Annotated in this window: 19 protein-coding genes; 5 read left to right on the top strand and 14 right to left on the bottom strand. The window is 67.5% G+C overall.

Features of this window, described 5'->3' with window-relative positions; translation table 11 throughout:
- Positions 1-101 precede the first annotated feature (101 nt).
- The 3 genes from thrC to thrA are packed head-to-tail and all read right to left on the bottom strand — an operon-like array spanning position 102 to position 4,833.
- Complete coding sequence (thrC, locus tag AC5P67_RS13165; protein ID WP_495214762.1) at positions 102-1,388, bottom strand: threonine synthase; 1,287 nt, start codon at positions 1,386-1,388, stop codon at positions 102-104.
- Between the two features lie 29 nt (positions 1,389-1,417).
- Positions 1,418-2,332: a homoserine kinase gene (locus tag AC5P67_RS13160; RefSeq protein WP_099524038.1), complete on the bottom strand. Its 915-nt coding sequence runs from the start codon at positions 2,330-2,332 to the stop codon at positions 1,418-1,420.
- Positions 2,329-4,833 (bottom strand): bifunctional aspartate kinase/homoserine dehydrogenase I, encoded by a 2,505-nt coding sequence (gene thrA / locus AC5P67_RS13155; RefSeq protein ID WP_099524040.1) that lies wholly within the window; start codon positions 4,831-4,833, stop codon positions 2,329-2,331. The genes AC5P67_RS13160 and thrA overlap by 4 nt, the downstream gene beginning before the upstream one ends.
- A gap of 27 nt (positions 4,834-4,860) precedes the next feature.
- Here thrA and AC5P67_RS13150 point away from each other — a divergent pair, with 27 nt between their 5' ends.
- A complete protein-coding gene (locus AC5P67_RS13150; RefSeq protein WP_162292024.1) occupies positions 4,861-5,181 on the top strand; it encodes a hypothetical protein in 321 nt (106 codons plus the stop codon).
- A gap of 9 nt (positions 5,182-5,190) precedes the next feature.
- On the opposite strand, the gene AC5P67_RS13145 is transcribed toward AC5P67_RS13150, so the two are convergent.
- A complete protein-coding gene (locus tag AC5P67_RS13145; RefSeq protein WP_005409418.1) occupies positions 5,191-6,141 on the bottom strand; it encodes a DMT family transporter in 951 nt (316 codons plus the stop codon).
- A 120-nt stretch (positions 6,142-6,261) separates the two neighbouring features.
- Positions 6,262-6,960, bottom strand: a complete 699-nt coding sequence (locus AC5P67_RS13140) for a helix-turn-helix transcriptional regulator (RefSeq protein ID WP_005409417.1) — start codon at positions 6,958-6,960, stop codon at positions 6,262-6,264.
- A gap of 81 nt (positions 6,961-7,041) precedes the next feature.
- Between AC5P67_RS13140 and AC5P67_RS13135 the strand changes: the two genes are divergently transcribed.
- Positions 7,042-7,821, top strand: coding sequence for a DUF6491 family protein (locus AC5P67_RS13135; protein WP_099473053.1), 780 nt, complete (start codon positions 7,042-7,044; stop codon positions 7,819-7,821).
- Here AC5P67_RS13135 and AC5P67_RS13130 read toward each other — a convergent pair.
- From AC5P67_RS13130 to AC5P67_RS13120, 3 genes are all read right to left on the bottom strand, one after another.
- Positions 7,818-8,870 (bottom strand): linear amide C-N hydrolase, encoded by a 1,053-nt coding sequence (locus tag AC5P67_RS13130; protein WP_099524042.1) that lies wholly within the window; start codon positions 8,868-8,870, stop codon positions 7,818-7,820. The genes AC5P67_RS13135 and AC5P67_RS13130 overlap by 4 nt on opposite strands.
- 69 nt (positions 8,871-8,939) lie before the next feature.
- The gene (locus tag AC5P67_RS13125) at positions 8,940-9,353 is read right to left on the bottom strand and encodes a DUF6691 family protein (protein ID WP_024956887.1); all 414 of its coding nucleotides are present in this window, start codon (positions 9,351-9,353) and stop codon (positions 8,940-8,942) included.
- Positions 9,350-9,787, bottom strand: a complete 438-nt coding sequence (locus AC5P67_RS13120) for a YeeE/YedE family protein (protein WP_111687203.1) — start codon at positions 9,785-9,787, stop codon at positions 9,350-9,352. The genes AC5P67_RS13125 and AC5P67_RS13120 overlap by 4 nt, the downstream gene beginning before the upstream one ends.
- 86 nt (positions 9,788-9,873) lie before the next feature.
- Here AC5P67_RS13120 and AC5P67_RS13115 point away from each other — a divergent pair, with 86 nt between their 5' ends.
- Entirely contained in the window at positions 9,874-10,194 is a 321-nt protein-coding gene (locus tag AC5P67_RS13115; protein WP_087803408.1) for an ArsR/SmtB family transcription factor, read from the top strand.
- 15 nt (positions 10,195-10,209) lie between these two features.
- Here AC5P67_RS13115 and AC5P67_RS13110 read toward each other — a convergent pair whose 3' ends face one another.
- Genes AC5P67_RS13110 through AC5P67_RS13090 form a run of 5 tightly spaced genes read right to left on the bottom strand, consistent with a single transcriptional unit; the run spans position 10,210 to position 16,026 of the window.
- Positions 10,210-10,344: a hypothetical protein gene (locus AC5P67_RS13110; RefSeq protein ID WP_005413152.1), complete on the bottom strand. Its 135-nt coding sequence runs from the start codon at positions 10,342-10,344 to the stop codon at positions 10,210-10,212.
- 54 nt (positions 10,345-10,398) lie between these two features.
- Complete coding sequence (locus AC5P67_RS13105; protein ID WP_043035068.1) at positions 10,399-11,532, bottom strand: hybrid sensor histidine kinase/response regulator; 1,134 nt, start codon at positions 11,530-11,532, stop codon at positions 10,399-10,401.
- Entirely contained in the window at positions 11,529-12,104 is a 576-nt protein-coding gene (locus AC5P67_RS13100; RefSeq protein ID WP_005409409.1) for a chemotaxis protein CheB, read from the bottom strand. The genes AC5P67_RS13105 and AC5P67_RS13100 overlap by 4 nt, the downstream gene beginning before the upstream one ends.
- Entirely contained in the window at positions 12,104-12,928 is an 825-nt protein-coding gene (locus AC5P67_RS13095) for a CheR family methyltransferase (protein ID WP_005409408.1), read from the bottom strand. The genes AC5P67_RS13100 and AC5P67_RS13095 overlap by 1 nt, the downstream gene beginning before the upstream one ends.
- On the bottom strand, positions 12,925-16,026 hold the full coding sequence (locus AC5P67_RS13090) for a hybrid sensor histidine kinase/response regulator (protein ID WP_043035067.1): 3,102 nt from the start codon (positions 16,024-16,026) through the stop codon (positions 12,925-12,927). Before AC5P67_RS13090 ends, AC5P67_RS13095 begins: the two co-directional genes overlap by 4 nt.
- A gap of 151 nt (positions 16,027-16,177) precedes the next feature.
- Between AC5P67_RS13090 and AC5P67_RS13085 the strand changes: the two genes are divergently transcribed.
- Positions 16,178-17,341 carry a two-component system sensor histidine kinase NtrB gene (locus AC5P67_RS13085; RefSeq protein WP_425519437.1) on the top strand — a complete coding sequence of 388 codons (1,164 nt, stop codon included), beginning with the start codon at positions 16,178-16,180 and terminating at the stop codon, positions 17,339-17,341.
- Positions 17,331-17,690: a response regulator gene (locus AC5P67_RS13080; RefSeq protein WP_005409405.1), complete on the top strand. Its 360-nt coding sequence runs from the start codon at positions 17,331-17,333 to the stop codon at positions 17,688-17,690. Before AC5P67_RS13085 ends, AC5P67_RS13080 begins: the two co-directional genes overlap by 11 nt.
- A gap of 31 nt (positions 17,691-17,721) precedes the next feature.
- On the opposite strand, the gene AC5P67_RS13075 is transcribed toward AC5P67_RS13080, so the two are convergent.
- Positions 17,722-18,288, bottom strand: coding sequence for a TetR/AcrR family transcriptional regulator (locus tag AC5P67_RS13075; protein ID WP_005409404.1), 567 nt, complete (start codon positions 18,286-18,288; stop codon positions 17,722-17,724).
- Between the last annotated feature and the right edge of the window lie 28 nt (positions 18,289-18,316).

Below are 18,316 nucleotides of genomic sequence, written 5' to 3'. Positions count from 1 at the left end.
CGCATCGCGGTTGGCTGGGTTGCCGACCAGCGGCCGGCACTACCAAGTGGACGCAGCACGGGTAGTGCCGGCCGCTGGCCGGCAACCACGTCCATCTCCGGTCAACGCAGCAACACCTCGCGCAACGCCGCATACTCCGCGGCCAACGGTTCCGCGTGCGCGGGCCGCTGCAGCAACGCATCCAGCGCAGGCGGCACCGCCACCGTTTCGCCGATCAGCGGCTCGACCACGGCCTCGAACTTGGCCGGGTGCGCCGTGGCCACCACCGCCCAGTCGCCCTTGGCGCCGCGCGCACGCAGGTCCTGCAGCACCTTCACCGCTGCGGCCGTATGCGGGCAGAACAGTTCGCCGTTGCTGGCATGCGCCGCCGCAATCGTCGCGCGGATGGTCACGTCATCCACCGCGAACGCGCGGAACGCAGCGCGCAGCTCGGCGTCATCTCCGAGGTAAAGCCAGCGCAGGCGTTCAAAGTTGCTGGGCGCCCCTACGTCCATTGCATTGGCCACGGTGGCCACGCTGGCCTGCGGCTGGTAGTCGCCGCCATTGAAGTACGCCGGCAGTACCGCATTGGCATTGGTGGCCAGCACGATCTGCCCGATCGGCACGCCCAGCGCGCGCGCCAGCACGGCCGCCATCGCATTGCCAAGGTTGCCGGTCGGCACCACCAGGTTGAGCCGACGACGATGCGTCGCGTAATGGGACAACGCCGCATGCGCGTAATAACTCATCTGCGGCAGCAGGCGGCCGAGGCTGATGCTGTTGGCCGAACTCAGCGGCACCTGCGCCTGCAGTTCGCGGTCAGCCAGTGCCTGCTTGACCATCGCCTGGCAATCGTCGAAGGCACCGGCCACGCGCAGCGCCTGGATGTTGTCGCCGAAACAACCGAGCTGATGCGCCTGGCGCGGTGACACGCGGCCATCCGGATACAGCACCACCACGCGCACGCCGGGCTGGCGATGGAAGGCCGCAGCAACGGCGGCGCCGGTATCGCCAGACGTGGCGACAACAATCGTCAGATCGCGGTCCTTGCCGGCCTGCAGCCGCGACAGTGTTCCGGCCAGGAAGCGCGCACCGATATCCTTGAACGCCGCCGTCGGCCCATGGAACAGCTCCAGCACATGGTCACCGCCGCCCAGTGCACGCAGCGGAACCTGAAAGTCGAACGCTACCCGGCAGATCGACGGCAACGCAGACTCCAGCGCGTCGCCGGAAAAGAACGGTGCCAGCAGATCGGCGGCGGTATCGGCCAGCGTTGCGCCGGCCCGCAGCTCACGTGCCGCCGGCAGCACCTGCGGAACATACAGCCCTCCATCGGGCGCCAATCCTGCAGCGATCGCCGCACTGAGGCCAACGGCCGGGGACTGACCCCGGGTCGAAACAAATTGCATGGGTTCGGTATCCAGTAAAGGGGAAGGATTCAGCACAAGCGGGCTCCCGCTGCATCCAGCGGCGACACCCAGGCATCGCTGTCGAAACCGGCGGCGGCAAATGCCGCCTGCACCGGTGCGGCAGCGGCGCGGGCCTGGTCGGCGTCCTCGAACCAGGCGAACACGCTGGGTCCGGCACCGGAGATGCCCGCCCCCATTGCATGGGCCGACAGCGCCGCATCGCGAGCTGCTTCGAAACCTGCAATCAGGCCGGCCCGCCGTGGTTCCACCAGCACATCGCGCAATCCAGCCCGCACCAGCGCCGCATCACTACGATGGCAACCACTGAGTACCAGCGCGAGGTTCGCACTCTGTGCCACGAATTCACCCAGCGCGTAGCTGCCCTGCAGCACCTGGCGCGCACGGCGTGTTTCCAGCACCGCGTGCGGATGCACCAGCAGGCTGTGCCAGGCCGCCGGCACAGGAATTGGCAGCAGGCGGTCGGCCGTACACAGCGCAAAACCACCCAGCAGCAGCGGCCCCACGTTGTCGCCGTGGCGGCCACCGCTGGCCACCGCCTCGCCATCGAGCGCAAACGGATACAGCGCCTCGCGCGACAGCGGTACATCCAGCAGCGCGTTGGCGGCAACCAGCGCAGCAACGCATGACGCTGCCGAACCGCCCATGCCGGAACCGAACGGAATGCCCTTGTCGATCTCCACCGCGAAACCGAAGTCCAGGCCCAGGCCGTCGCGCAGTGACATCAGCGCAGCGCCGGCGGTGTTCCCGGCTGCCTCCAGCGGCAGCTCGACGGCACTGCCGCGAATCGCCTCGATGCGCACCAGCGGCTCGTCGATGCGGCGCACGCTCACGGTATCGCCAACACCGGAAATGGCGTGACCGAGAATATCGAAGCCCACCGCTACGTTGGCCACCGAGGCCGGCGCGAACGCACGTGCGATCACAGGCGCGCTCCTTCACCGGCCGCGACCCGCAGCAGGTCGGCAAACACACCGGCGGCGGTGACTTCCGGGCCGGCGCCCGGACCCTGCACCACCAACGGGTTGTCGCAGTAGCGACGGGTACGGAACTGCACCACGTTGTCGGTCAACCGAAGGTTGGCGAAGGCGTGGTCGGCGGGCAGTTCCTGCAGGCCCACCGAGGCACCGTCAGCGCCCAGCTGTGCCACGTAGCGCAGCACCGCGCCACGCGCCCGCGCGTCCTGCAACCGCTGCAACAGGCTGGCATCGGACTCGCCCAGCCGCGCCATGAAGTCATCCACGCTGCCGTCGCGCAGCAGCGCCGGCACCAGGCTTTCCACCTGTACCTGTTCCAGGCTGAGCGCATGGCCGGCCTCGCGGGCGAGGATCACCAGCTTGCGCGCCACGTCCACGCCCGAAAGATCATCGCGCGGGTCCGGCTCGGTGTAGCCCATCGACCGCGCCTGCGCGACCAGCTGCGAGAACGGCTGACTGCCGTCGAAGCGGTTGAACAGCCACGCCAGCGTGCCGGAGAAGATGCCTTCGATCGCCAGCACCTCGTCGCCCGTATCGACCAGATCACGCAGCGTGGTGATCACCGGCAGGCCCGCGCCCACCGTGGCTTCGTAGCGGAAGCGCGCACCACTGGCCGCCGCAGCAGCGCGGATGCGCTGGTAGCGCGGCAGCGGGCCAGCACCGGCCTGCTTGTTCGGGGTCACCACGTGGATGCCGGCTGCCAGCCAGCCCTCATAGCGCTCGGCCACGTCGGCGCTGCCACTGCAGTCGATCACCACCGCATGCGGCAGGTGCGCGGCCAGCAGGTGTTCGGTGAAGCGATCCAGGTCGCTGGGCTCGCCCGCGTCCTGCAATGCCTCCCGCCAATCGGCGTGCAGGCCATCCACTTCCAGCCGCATGCGCGAACGCGACGCCAGCGCGCGCAGGCGAAGATCCACATTGGCCTTGGCCAGCAGCTGCGGGCGGGCCGCCAGCAGCTGGTCCAGCAGTGCCGCGCCGACGTTGCCCGGCCCGATCACGCCGACCGCGAACGTCTGCGGCGACAGCCAGAAGCCCGCATGTGCGGCCCGCAATGCGCGGGTGGCATCGGCACTGTCCACCGCCACAGAAATATTGCGCTCCGACGAGCCCTGCGCGATCGCCAGGATGTTCACCTGCGCACGCCCCAGTGCCTCGAACAGGCGCGCCGCCACACCGGGCTGGCCGGCCATGCCGTCACCCACTGCCGCCAGCACGCTGACGCCCTCACTGACCTGCACGCGCTGCACCTGCCCTACCGACAGTTCATGCGCGAACGCGTGCAGCAGTGCCTCACGGCCACGCGCCGCTTCGGCAGCGCGCACCACGCAGCAGATCGAATGCTCTGACGAACCCTGCGAGATCATCACCACCGACACCTGCGCCTGGCGCAGCGCCGCGAACACGCGCTCGGCGGTTCCGGGCACACCGATCAGGCCGGTGCCTTCCAGGTTCAACAGGGACAGCCCGGGGCTCAGGGTCAGGCCCTTCACCGGCCCGCGCGGCGAGCGCTCGGCGCTGATGCGCGTCCCCGGATGCGCCGGCTGGAAGGTATTGCGGATGAAGATCGGCAGGCCGAGGCGGATGGCCGGCGACATCGTCTGCGGGTGCACCACCTTGGCGCCGAAATAAGCCAGCTCGCAGGCCTCGTCGTAGCTCAGTGATTCCAGCTGCACCGCTTCGGGCACCAGTCGCGGGTCGGCCGACAGCACGCCGTCGACGTCGGTCCAGATGTGCAGTTCATCGGCATTGAACAACGCGGCGAAGATCGCGCCGGAATAGTCGCTGCCATTGCGGCCGAGCGTGGTGATGCGGTCATGGCGGTCACGGGCAACGAAACCGGTGGCGACCAGGCGCATCTGCGGATGCCGCAGGCGCCACTTGGCCAGGCGGTCCGCGCTGGACTCCCAGTCGACATCCACACCCAGTTCGCCATGCCCGACCACCAGCACGTCGCGTGCATCGAGTACCGCACAGTCTTCGCCCAAGGCACGCAGGTGGGTGCCAAGCAGTTGCGCGGAGAATACTTCGCCCAGGCCCTGCACGCGGTCGAGCACTTCGCGCGGCAGCTCGCCGATCACCGCCAGCGCCGCCAGCACTTCGGCCAGTTGATCGAAGCGGGCGTCGATCCATTCGACGGTCTCGCCCACCTGCTCGCCCAGCAGGGCCACGGCGGCGCCACGGTGACGCGCGCGCAGCGCATGCCAGGCCTCGCGCCAGGCTTCGTCGCCCTTGGCCGCCAGCTGGGCCAGCTCGATCAGCGCGTCAGTGACGCCCTTCATTGCCGAAACGACAGTGACCTGCAGCGATTCGGGACGGGCCAGCAGCAGGCCCGCGACATGGCGGTAGCGTTCGGCATCGGCCACCGAGGTGCCGCCGAACTTGTGCACGACGATGGACGGTGCAGCCAGATCGGCCGGGGCAACGGGATGAGCGGGGGCGTGGGAAGACATGCAGACCTCGGCAGGAGGCCCCGTCGCATGCAGGTGTCGAGTTTCCCCGCCACCTGTATGGTGCGGGGCCGTGGTTTTCGGGAGTTACACGAAGACGACGGGCCGCACCAGGGCAGTGGTGACGGTGGTGGTGGTAATGGTGGTGGTGGCGACCGGCGCAGTCGAACGGCCCGCGGTAGCGGGAGCGATCAGGCTGGCGTGGGCGGCATCAAGAACCATGACGCACAGAAAACACTGTGCGCCGGCCTGCTGTCAAGTGCTGCGATGCAAAAAACCAGTGCCGCGATCATCGCTCAACGTGCCGGCATTTGGTTGCATCTGAGACCAAGGCAGCATCAGCACGCTTGACGCACGCATTCAGCCGGCATGTTCGGCGATCGCCCGTGGACTGCGATGGGCATGCGCGCACAGCATCACGCCGGCCACCAGGAACACGATCGCCAGCGCTTCCAGCAGCGAAGGCCAGCGCTGCTGCCAGGCGAAGGCATACGCCAGCGCGAACAGCGTCTCGAACACGATCATCTGGCCGGTCAGGGTCAGCGGCAGCAGGCGGCTGGCGCGGTTCCAGAACGCATTGCCGAGGATCGAGGCCACCACCGCCACACCGGCACTGATTGCCCAGAAACCACTCCACTGCGCCGCCGTGTGCCCGCTGGTGTGGCCGATGAAGGCCATCGGCACCAGCAGCAGGGCCAGGCCGCCGGTGGTGACGCCGGTCAGCAGCGACCAGTCGTGGCTGGACAAGTCCGGTCGACGCGCCAGCCAGCGGCTGTTGCCGATCGAGTACAACGCCCACGAGAACAGCGCGCCGAACGCGCACAGCAGGCCGATCAGGCGCTGCCGCCACGGGGTTGCCAGGTGCTCGGACATCAGTGCTTCCCAACCAACCAGGGCCACGCCCAGCACGCACAGGCCCAGTGCCGGCAGCAGCTGTTTCAAAGGCACTGCACCCTGTTCGCGCACGCCGACCAGGGTGACCACCACCGGAATCAGGCCGACAATCAGCGACGCCGCCGCACCGCCAGCCCACTGCACCGCCGTGGCCAGCAGCAGGAAGTACACCAGGTTCCCGGCCAGGCTCAGCCACAGCAGCCCGATCCATTCGGTGCGACCCAGCTGGGGTGCCAGCCGCTTCCAGCGCGGGAGCAGCAGTACTACGGCGATCAGGCCGTAGACCAGATAGCGGCCGGCCGACAATTGCAGGGCGTTGAACGACTGCAGCACGGCGGGCGCGAGGAAGACCACGCCCCACAGCGCGCCAGCGGCAACGCCATTGGCGATGCCCAGGGCCATCGGGTTGTTGCGCATTCGGGTTCTTCGGGGGGAGAGAACAGGCCGCGCAGTGTAAGCGCTGGCCAGCGGGCGCTCTTGACCGAGGCTATTGCCCTGACCGGCCGCGCGTGCGCAAAAGCCGAGCGTGGCTCGACCCTACAGTCCGGCGCCCCGGCGCCACGCTGCGGGAGTCTGGCCGCACTCGCGGCGCAGCGCACGGGTCAGTGCGCTCTGCTCGGAATAGCCCGCGGCCAGCGCGATATCGCTGATCGGCGCCACGCTGGTGCGCAGCTGGTGCTTGGCCCAACGCAACCGGCTTGCACTGAGCCAGGCCTGCGGGCTGAGCCCGAACTCCTGCCGGAACAGCGCATGCAAACGGCTCTCGCTGACCCCGACGAACCCCGCCATGCGCGCCACCGGCCACGCCTGCCCGGGGTCGGCCTGCACCGCCGCACACAGACCCTGCATGCGCGCGCCACTGCCGGCAGGTGCAAATACCTGCAGCAACTGCGGCAGCAGCGCCGGCATTGACTGCCCTGCCTGCACCTCAGCCAGGCGTCGGCGCAATGCCAGCGGCAGATGCAGCCAGCGCTGCCGGCACAGATGCTCCTGCGTGCCGTCATCAAGTACGCCCGGAGGACAGTCAACGATCACGAAACCATTGGGACCATCAGCCATCTGGTCATGCGCCTCACCGGCGGCCACGAATGCCCCCTGCAGCACGTCCAGCCGACCTCCGCGACCTTCCATTTCGAACTGCAGTTCACCCTGCACTGGCAGCACCCACTGCGCGTAGTCATGGCGGTCCAGGCCGGTGGCCTGGCCGTAGTGCCGCAGATGGAAGATGGCGCCCATCCGGGCAGTGTGCGCGTGTAACAACGGCCGTGCAAACCGTTGCTATAGTCGATCCGTCATCCAACGCAGGGAGTGCAGGACATGACCCATCAGCAGGTGTCCCTGGCGCTCGCCACCGGCCTCGGCCTGGCGCTCGCCGCTTCGGTCTCCGCACAGGAGCGTACGCCACCCGCTCCGCACTGCATGGACGCTGTCGGCGTACAGGAAGTGGAGCAGGCATCACCGCGCTCGATTGCACTGCGCGCCGCCTCCGGCCAGGCCTTTCGGATCGACTTCAACGAAGATTGTCCCGGCGTCCGCGGTGCCACTTCGCTGAAACTGGAAGCCCCCGCCGGCTGGGCCTGCGGCCGCCCCAGCGAACGCGTCGTGGTCGACGGCCGCCGATGCACCATCAGCGCGGTCACTCCGCTGCAGAATCGCGACTATGCCAGCGTCGCCCGCGACAGCGACCGCCTGCGCACCGCTACCCTACCTGCCGTGACCATCCGCGAACGCAAGGAGGTGCGTCGCAGCTTCGGCGGCTCACCGTCCTACTGCTTTGCCACGCGCAACGTGCGTGCCTGGTCATCCGACCCGCAGGGCATGCTGGTGGAGACCAATCCGCGCCGCAATGGCGGCCATCGCTACTACCGGGTCGAACTCGGCAGCCACTGCCGCCAGCTCGACCGCGCGCCGCAGCTGAGCTTCCACTCGGGCCTGCAGAACGGCCTGATCTGTGGCAATCCCGGCGATCGGATCATGACTGCCGAATTCGAGACAGACGATCTGCGCGGTGAAGGCATCGCCCCGCTGCCGCAGTACACCCGCGGCAGCTGCACGATCCAGGCGGTCTACCCGGCCTCCAGCCAGGCGTCGAACTAACCGTCGACGCCGAGGAAGGCGAACGGTGCGCTGGGCACGAACTGGCCCAGTGCATCACCGGCGAAGGTATTGCGCTGGTCCTTGCCGAGGTCGAGCTTGAGCACCTTGCCGGCGAAATCGACCTTGTTCAGATCGACCCAGAAGGTGTTCGGGGTCAATGCCGATTCGAAGAAGTACAGCCGCCGCTTGTGGTCGGCCACGGTGCGCCAGCGCGTGGATGAGATGTTCGGCTCACCCGGCGTGGTGATGCCATACGGCACCGACGCGTTGCGGATCACGCTGAACACACTGGCCAGGGCCTCCACCGGATCCTCGGCCTTGGGAATGGCGTTGATGTAGAACGAGGCGCGCGCGAAGCGGTCAGCAGAGCGGTTGGTGCCCGGCAGCATCACCGTGCCGCCGATCTGCTGCCAGTAGCTGTTGAGCGCCAGCTGCTGCTCGAAGATCGGCGAATTGGTCATTACCTGGTAGCGCCGGTCATGGTGGATCACCTGGCGGCCGCCGATGTACTCGACGATGGCACTGTCGCCGCTGGCATCGGACAGCGACAGGTGCAGCGTCGCCTGCCGATCTTCACCGGGCACCTTGTCGGTGACGATCGAGTACGGCTCGCGCTTCAACGCGGTGACCGCCTCTTCCACGGTAGCGAAGTTGTCCAGCACATACTGCGCCCACAGCGAAATCGCCAGGCCCGGCTTGTTGCCACGCTGCTGCGGATACTCCGATTCGACCAGCCACAGCAGGTTGGCCACCAGGCCCTTTTCGTTCATGCCATCGGTGGTCGACACGTCGTAGCCGGTGGCCACCACCGAGCCGTAGCGCGCGGTCCACGCCAGCGACTTCGGGCCGGCCTGGCCGGTGCGCGCAATGCCGCGCGGCAGTATGTAGAGGTTGGTCGCCACATCGACCTTCCAGTCCATCGAGCGCGCGGTGATCACATCGCCGTTGTCACCCAGGTACACCGCGCGCGTGCAGGCCAGTGCCGGTGCCACGGCTGCGGCCAGCGCGACCGCCAGCATTCCCCTTCCCATCCACTTCATCCGTGCCATGTCGTTGCACTCCTTTTCCCCGTGATCCGAAGATAGGACCCCAGGCAGGGTGAGACAGGGGTGAAAGCCTCAACGGACGAAGCGGTCGTGCAGCCAGAATCCTGCAAGCATCGAAGGCACGAACCACAGGGCTTCGCGCGACGCCACGACCACCCCGGCGATGGCCGGTCCTGGGCAATAGCCCGCCCAACCCCAGCCGATCCCGAACAGCGCGGCACCCAGCAGCAGGCGAGCATCCACACGCCGGGTAACAGGCAGCCGGAAGCGGTCTGCGTACAGCGGCTGCTGTCGCCGCAACACCCACCGCTGCCCGATCGCGCTGACCAGCAGCGCCGAGCCCAGCACCCACAGCAGCGTGGGATCGAAGTCACCGGTGATGTCGAGGAAGCCGAGGACACGACGCGCGTCGGTCATTCCCGAAAGTGCCAACCCCATGCCAAACAATGCGCCCGCCGCGCCGGCGGCCCAGACTGCGCGGCTCATGTTGGGCCTCCGCCATGACGGACCAGGAAGGTGGTCAGCATCGCGCAGGCCATGAACACCAGCACAGCCGCCAGCGATCGCTTCGAACCGCGGGCCATGCCGCACACACCGTGACCGCTGGTGCAGCCATTGCCCAGCCGCGTACCGAAGCCGACCAGCAGGCCGGCTCCCATCAACTGCCATGCCGGCAGCGCATCACGCAGCAGCGCACGCGGCGATGCCTCGGGCACCGATTGCCACCACAGCACCAGCCCCGCCGATGCTGTCAGGCCGGCCAGGAAGGCCCAGCGCCAGGCACGCTCGCCCTTGCCTGCCCGCAGGCTGCCTGCGGTGATGCCGCTGATGCCCGCCACGCGTCCGATGGTGGCGAACAACAGCACCGCGGCGGTGCCGATCAACGCACCACCTGCCGCCGCACTCCATGGCAGGTTCATGCCCTGCCCTCCTCGCTGCCGTACATGGGATTGCCCATTTGTTTAGATTATTCTAAATTAGATCATCCTAAACAAAATGGTCAACCATGGCCCGGACCCAGCTCGACAGCGCCGCGATGGCCGGACACGCGTCGCAGGCAGCCACGCTGCTCAAAAGCCTGGCCCACCCGGCCCGGCTGCGGGTGCTGTGCCGCCTGGTGGAAGGTGAAGCGCCGGTACCGGAACTGCAGGCACTGACCGGCCTGAGCGCATCGGCGTTGTCACAGCATCTGGCGGTGCTGCGCGGACTGGATATCGTGGCGACCCGGCGCGAAGCGCAGGCGATCCACTACCGGGTTCTTGAAGGGCCCGCACTGGGCGTGCTGCAGGCGCTGCATGCGGCGTACTGCGGTGCTGCTTCGCGCTGAATCCGGCGCAGACCATCAGCCTGCGTGCAGCGCCGGCTGCACCACCTGATCGAGCAGGTCCACTGGCGTCGGTGCCGAACGATCGCCCTGCAGGCGCCGGGAGAATCCGGACCAGTCACTGCAGGAAAGCTGGCGAGAATAGGCACCCACGCTGGCAGTTGCGGACCAGTCCGTCTCAGTCCGCCGGAACGCTGGCCGAAGCGTTCAGGTTGCCGCCAAGACCGTGCCGTCGCAGCGTCGTGGCAGCATTGCCTCGAACACCACCTGGCCCGCTTCGTTGCGGGCCGCAATGCGCCCGCCGTGCGCGCGGACGAACTGATCGACGATGTACAGGCCCAGGCCCAGGCCCTTGCTCTGGTGGAAGCTGGCCTTGAACGGTTCGAACAGTCGCGGCAACAGCGCGTCATCGATCCGGCCGGCGTTGCTGACCCGCAGCAGTACGCCGCGCGGGTCGCGCCCATCCACCTCCACCCTCGCCTCGCTGCCATGGGTCAGCGCATTGCCGACCAGGTTGGCGGCGACCTGGCCAAGGCGATCCAGATCGCCCTGCAGCCGCGTGTCTCCCTGCAGGTCCAGGTGGATCCGGTCCGCCCCATGCGCGCTGCCCGCCTCGGCGACTACCGCGCGCGTCACGTCGGCCAGATCGCAGGCACTTGCCTCCAGCCTCAGGCCACCGCTGCGGATCCGCGAAAAATCCAGCAGCTGCTCGACCATCCGCGCCATCCGCAGGGTGCTGGCTTCCAGGTACTGCAGGGTCTGCTGCGCGCCTGCGTTGTCTTCCGGAAGCTCCAGCGCCAGCTTGTCGGCACACAGCAGGATCGCCGACAACGGCGTGCGCAGGTCGTGGGTCAAAACGGCAGCCATCGTCTCGTTGAGCTTCAGCGCGCGCTCCAGTGCCTCGTTGCGCGCCTTCAGCAGCTGCCGCTGCTGGTACAGCTCGATGAAGACGTTGACCTTGCTCAGGATCACCTGCGGCGCCACCGGCTTGTGCAGGAAATCGACCGCACCGCTTTCGTAGCCCTTGAACACGCGCAGGGGATCATCCGGAGAGGCGGTCAGGAAGATGATCGGCACGTCGCGGCTGCGATGCGAACCGCGCATCAGTTCGGCCAGGGTGAAGCCATCGATCTCCGGCATGTGCACGTCAAGCAGGGCCAGCGCTACTTCGTGCTCCAGCAGCAGCTCCAGTGCCTGCGCGCCCGAGCCGGCCAGCAGCAGGTTGACCCCTTCGCGCTGCAGCAGGGCCTGCATGGCTACCAGGTTCTGCGGCACGTCATCGACGATCAGCAGGTTGACCGGGGTCCGCGACTGCGCAGGTTCCGGTGGCAACAGGTTCATGCAAACAACTCCTTCAGGCGGCGACACATCAGTTCAAGGGGCAGCACGGCATCGGCGCCGGCGTACTGCAGGGCGGAAGCGGGCATCATCGACGCCTCGGCTTCCTCGGGACATTGCAGCCAGGCATGGCCACCGGCACGGCGCACGGCGGCAACGCCCTCGCTGCCATCACTGCTGGCACCGGTCAGCAGCAGGGCCAATACCTGCGCGCCGAACACCGCCGCAGCGGAGTCGAACAGCGGATCGATGGCCGGACGGGAAAACAGCACCGGTGCATCCACCGACAACGCCACCGCCCCCTCGTCCTCCACCAGCAGGTGGTAATCCGGCGGCGCGAACGTCACCGTGCCCGGCTGCAACGGCTGCTTGTCTTCGGCTTCGCGCACCGGCAACGCGCAGTACGGCGCCAGCACCTCGGCGATGCGGCTGGTACGGTCACGCGGCAGGTGCAGCACGGCCAGTACCGGTACCGGCAGCTTCGCCGGCAGTGCACCGAGCACCGCCTGCAGGGCCGCCACGCCACCGGCGGACGCGCCGATCACCAGCACGGCCGGACGCACCGGCAGCGTCATCAGGCCACCTTCCGGTACAGGCGGTGCTCTCGCGAACAGACCTCGAAGGCATCGTGGTGGCACCCGAACTGCAGCGACTCCTTGCTGCCCAGGCCAAGGAAGCCCCGGTGCACCAGCGCTTCGCGGAACAGGCCGACGGCACGATCCTGCAGGTCGCGGTTGAAATAGATCAGCACGTTGCGGCACGACACCAGGTGCACTTCGGAGAACACGGTATCGGTGGCCAGGCTGTGGTCGGCGAACACCACGTTGCGGCGCAGTTGGCGGTCGAACACCGCACCATCGTAGGCGGTAGCGTAGTAGTCCGACAGCGACGCGGTGCCACCGGCGGCCAGGTAGTTGCGGCTGAACTGGGCCATCCGGTCGATGCCATAGGCGCCCGCCTCGGCGGTGGCCAGTGCGGCCGGATTGATGTCGGTGGCATAGACGATGCTGCGCTCGAGCAGGCCTTCCTCATGCAGCAGGATCGCCAGCGACCACACTTCCTCGCCCGTGCTGCAGCCGGCCACCCACAGCTTCACCGAGGGATAGGTACGCAGCACTGGCACCACCTGCTCGCGCAGCTCACGGAAATACGCAGGGTCACGGAACATCTCCGAGACCTGCACGGTGAAGAACTGCATGGCCTGGGCGAACAGGTCCGGCTCGTGCAGCAGCCGGTACTGCAGGTCGACCAGCCGCTCGCACTCATAGCGCTGCATCGCCTGGCGCATGCGTCGGCGCAGCGACGACACCGCATAGCTGCGGAAATCGTAGTGGTAGCGCTGGTACAGCGCCTCCAGCAGGACCTTCAGTTCGAGGTCGAACAGCGCCTGTTCGTTCATTGCCGCGAGCACCAGACCCGGCACAGCGAGACCAGCTTGTCGACGTCGATGGGCTTGGCGATGTAATCGTTGGCGCCCGCCTGCAGGCAACGCTCACGGTCGTCAGGCATGGCCTTGGCAGTCAGCGCGATGATCGGCAGGTCCTGCAGGTGACGCTGCGCGCGGATCTCGCGCATCGCGGCCAGGCCATCCTTCTCCGGCATCATGATGTCCATCAGCACCAGGTCGACTTCGCGCTCGGCCAGGCGGTCCACTGCCTCCTGCCCATTGCGCGCGATCTCCAGCGTCACGCCCAGCGGCTCGAGCACGCTGGACAGCGCAAAGATGTTGCGCACGTCGTCCTCGGCCAGCAGTACGGTGCGTCCATCGAGCACGGTGTCGCGACGGCGCGCCTCGCGCAGCAGGCGCTGCTGGTCGGTGGGCAGGCTGGCTTCCACGCTGTGCAGGAACAGGGTGACTTCATCCAGCAGGCGTTCGGGCGAACGTGCGCCCTTGATGATGATGCTCTTGGAATAGCGGCGCAGGCGCTGTTCTTCCTCGCGACCGAGCGCGCGACCGGTATAGACGATCACCGGCGGGAAGCCGACGTCATCGTTGCCGGCCATGTGTTCGAGCAGGTCGTAGCCGCTGCCGTCAGGCAGTGACAGGTCCATCACCATGCAATCAAAGGTGACCGTGCTGAGCTGCTCCAGCGCGCCAGCAAGCGTTCCCACGGCGACGATCTGCAGCTGATCACGGCCCAGCAGCAGTTCCAGGTTGTGGCGCAGCTCGCTGTCGTCCTCGACGATCAGCAGGCGCCGCACGTCGCGCTGGCTGGTCTGTTCCAGCTGCTCGATGGCGCTTACCAGGCGCTCGCGCGTGGTCGGCTTGATCGCAAACCCGATCGCGCCAAGCTCGCGCGCCACCTGGCTGCGGTCCGTTGCCGAGACCACGTGCACAGGAATATGGCGGGTATCGGGGTTGCGCTTCAGGCGCTCCAGCACGCTCAGGCCGGACACGTCCGGCAGGCCGATATCGAGCAGGATGCCGTTCGGTCGCAGTTCGCCGGCCAGGGCCAGCGCCTCTTCGGCCGTCCCGGCCACCACGCAGTCGAAATCCAGTTCATGGGCCAGGGCCACCAGCGCTTCGGCGAACGTGGCGTCGTCCTCGACGGCCAGGATCAGGCGGCCCGGGTGCTGGCGACGACCGCGGTCGTCGGCCACGCTGGGCACCGTCGTCGTCGGCGCCACCGGAGCCCTTGCTGGCACCTGCATCGCCGGCACAGCGGCCGCGACCGGCGAGGCCACGGGGGCTGCGGCGATGTCCGCGGCGCTCGACGCGGGCGCGCCCTGCAACGGCAGTTCCAGAATGAAGCAGCTGCCACGGCCCGGTTCGCTGTCGACCTGGATGCTGCCGCCCATGCGCTCGGCCAGATCGCGCGAGATCGACAGCCCCAGGCCGGTGCCACCGTAGCGGCGACGGGTGCTGCCATCGGCCTGGCGGAAGGCTTCGAAGATGACCTGCAGCTGCTCGCGGGCAATGCCGATACCGCTGTCGCAGACCTCGAAACGGATGCGCCCCTGGCCGGCCGCGCGCACGTGCAGGCTGACCTTTCCATGCTCGGTGAACTTCACCGCATTGGCCAGCAGGTTCTTCAGGATCTGCTGCAGTCGCTGGCTGTCGACCATCAGCTGGCTCGGCGCCAGCGCGTCGGCCTCGATCTGCAGGGCCAGGCCCTTCTGCCGCGCCATCGGCTCGAAAGTCTCGCGCAGGCGCTGCAGCACGCTGTCGGTCACCACCACTTCATCGGCCAGCTCGACGTGGCCGGCCTCGATGCGCGACAGGTCCAGGATGTCGTTGATCAGCGCCAGCAGATCGTTGTTGGACGACAGGATCGCACGCGCATACTTCACCTGTTCTTCGGTGAGCGTGCCGTCCTTGTTGTCGGCCAGCAGCTTGGCCAGGATCAGCGAGCTGTTCAGCGGCGTGCGCAGTTCGTGCGACATGTTGGCCAGGAACTCGGACTTGTAGCGCGATGTCGCGGCCAGTTCGTTGCTGTTGCGCACCAGCTGGCTCTGCGCGACCAGCAGTGCCTGCTTCTGCGCCTCCAGCTCGTGGGTCCGCTCTTCCAGCTGGACGTTGCTCTGTTCCAGCTCGGCCTGCTGTTCTTCCAGATGGCTCTGCGACTGCAGCAGGCTGCGGCTCTGCTCTTCCAGTTCCTCATTGGCCACGCGCAGCTCTTCCTGCTGGGCCTGCAGCTCCTCGCCCTGGCGCTGCGATTCCTCCAGCAGCACCACCAGTTGTGCGCGCAGCAGCGATGCACGCAGCGCCATGCCGATGGTCTCGGCGCAGCGCTCCAGCAGCTCGCGATCCAGGTCGCGCTGCGCACCCGCCCGGGCGCGTCCCAGCTCGACGATGCCTACCACGGTGCCGTCACTGCTGATCGGCGCCAGGATGCGCTCGCGCACCGGCAACCGCCCCAGGCTGGTCTGCAGTTCAAGTACGGCATCGTCGCTGCCCTCCAGGTGACGGATGCACTCATCCCGCGCCACCTGCCCGGCCACGCCCTCCTGCAATGCCAGCGACGCCGGCATGCCGGACGGCAACGCCAGGCCGCCGGTCAGCTGCAGTCGTCCGCCTTCCAGCCGGTACACGGCGCCGACGTCGGCCTCCAGTTGCGCGCCCAGGCTGGTGGCTGCCGCCTCGGCAATCTGCTCCGGGCCGAGGTCGCCGCGCAGGCTCATCGCTACCGCGTTCTCGGCCTCCTGCAGCCACAACGCCCGCATTGCGTCCCGGCGTGCCTGGATCGCGCGGGAGACGATCAGCGCGATCATCAGGAACGCACAACCACCGATGCTTCGGTTGACCAGCGAGAACGCCGAGTTCGAGCTGGCCGGGGCGATGTTGAAACCGATGACCAGCAGGACGCAGGCGAGCACAGCCACGATGAACGGCGCGCGCGCACTGCGCTGGAACACCGTGACGCCCACGGCCAGGAAATACGCCAGCCATACTGCATAACCGAGCGGTACCACCAGCTCCAATGCGATGGTCGCAGCCAGTAGCACGGCGGACGTCATCCAGATCCAGCGGTCACGCGTAGTCGCACCAGGACGCATGCAGGTCGGTTCCAGAACAAAAAGGGTGGGTGATGGTACTCCGTGTCGTATTCAGCCGCACAGGACAAATGGCACGTGTCCCGCCTCCACGCCTCCTTCACACTTGAATGCCTAGCTTCACGTCCCTCACAGGGGTAACACTTATTTTTACGTGGACGCTGCCGCCTCTACGACGTCCGTGCTGACGGACCCTTCCCGCCAACTGCGACTGCTGATCGACAGCGTGCGCGACCATGCGCTGTACCTGCTTGATCCTGATGGCATCGTCTGCAGCTGGAACCCTGGTGCGGAGCGCATCAAGGGCTATTCAGCCGATGAAGTGGTGGGCACCCACTTTGGTCGCTTCTACCTGGCCGCCGACCGCGAGGCAGGAGAACCGCAACGCCTGCTCCGTCATGCAGCGCAGCATGGCCACGTTGCCAATGAGGGCTGGCGGGTACGCCGCGATGGCTCGTCATTCCGTGCCAGTGTTGTCATCGAGCCGGTGGTTGAAGCGGGTGAGCTGCTCGGCTTCGTCAAGATCACCCGCGACATCACCGAGCAGTGGCAGGCACAGCGCCTGCTGCGTGATGCCCAACGAGCGCTGCGCAATACCCAACAGTTCGAGACCGTCGGCCGACTCAGCCGCGGCCTGTCGCACGAGTTCAACAACCTGCTGACCACCATCGGCAACGCACTGGACCTGCTGTCCCTGCGCGTTGGCGGTGACGATGCGCGCGCCGCCGAGCTGCTCGATGCTGCGCAGAGCGCGACCGATCGTGGTGCGCTGCTGACCCGCCAGCTGCTGGCGTTCAGCACTGGCCAGACCCTGATCCGCGAACCACTGGATATCAACGTGTTGATACAGCAGTGGCTGCCGGACCTGCAACGCGCCTGCCCGTCCACGGTGATGCTGGATGCCCAGCTGGCACCCGGCCTGCCTGCGGTCAACACCGATGCGGCGCAGCTGCAGACGGCGCTGGCCAATCTGGTCGCCAATGCCGCCGATGCTACCCTTGAAGGCGGTCGCATCCTGATCGGCACCGCGCTGGAGCATCGCCTCGACCCGGACGCGGACTCCACGCTGCAACGTGGCTATGTCACCCTCAGCGTCTGCGATGAAGGCCACGGGATGGCGGCCGATATCGCCGAACGGGCCACCGAGCCCTTCTTCACCACCAAGGACATCGGCAAAGGCAGCGGCCTGGGCCTGAGCCAGGTGTTCGGATTCACTACCCAGAGCGGCGGCTTCGTCGACGTGTCCACCACGCCCGGTGTCGGCACCACGGTCAGCCTGCTGCTACCCGCAATGGAGGACCCTGCCGATGACCGATGACCCGATCCGCGTACTGATGGTGGAAGACCAGACCGATCTGCGTGAAATGATCGGCCTGGCCCTGCGCGACCTCGGCATCGATGTGGCCACGACCGCCGATGGCCACGAGGCGGCGGAACTGCTCAAGGGCGAAGCACGTTTCGACGTGGTGTTCAGCGACGTCAGCATGCCCAACGGCATGTCCGGCATCGAGCTGAGCGAACATGTGGCACGCGAACAGCCGCAGGCACGGATGATCCTCTCGTCCGGCTATGCCCGTTCGCAGCTGCCGCCGCTGCCCGAGCAGGTGGAGTTCCTGCCCAAGCCCTATCGCCTGCGCCAACTGGTGCAGCTGCTCAGGCAGGCGTAAGCCACGGCGCCCCCGCAGGAAACCCCTGCGGTCAACCCATCATCGCCCCCCGCTGGAACGACGCCAGCAGCGTAGAGGCTGCCGCTGCCGGCGCCAGCCGACCGCGTGCCAGTGACCAGGTGATGCCGTAGAAACAGCTCCAGTAGAAGTCCGCGAGCCACACCGCGGTGAAACCGACGTTGAACTCTCCGGCCGCCTGACCCCGCAGGAAGAAGGCCTCGAAGCGCTCGCCGATCGGCGCCCAGCGCTCCGGCAGCAGGTGCAGGTCGCCCAGGCGCTGCTGTTCTTCCATCATCCGTGCGAACAGCAGCGTCACCAGCTCCCAGTCCGCCAGCAGCGTGGCGGTGACCTGCTCCAGCACGTGGCGTGCATCACCGCCCTGGTCGAACCAGGCCGCCGCCGCTTCCACGCGCTCGAAACCGGCCGCGAACAGGGCCTCGTCGATCGCCTCCCGGGTAGGCGCAAACCGGTACAGGGTCGCGCGGCTGATGCCCGCCCCGCGCGCGAGTTCGCTGAGGGTGCAGCGTGGATGGCTGACCAGGGTGGCCGCCAGCGCATGGGGCAGGTCGCGTCGTGTACGTGCTGCGGCAGGTCGCATGAAAAGCGAGGGGGTGTGGGCTGACCCT

This window comes from Stenotrophomonas sp. YJH_SMC_21 (genome assembly GCF_059369555.1).
The sequence above is the reverse complement of the archived record's forward strand: the minus strand, read 5'-3'. Positions and strand labels throughout refer to the sequence as shown.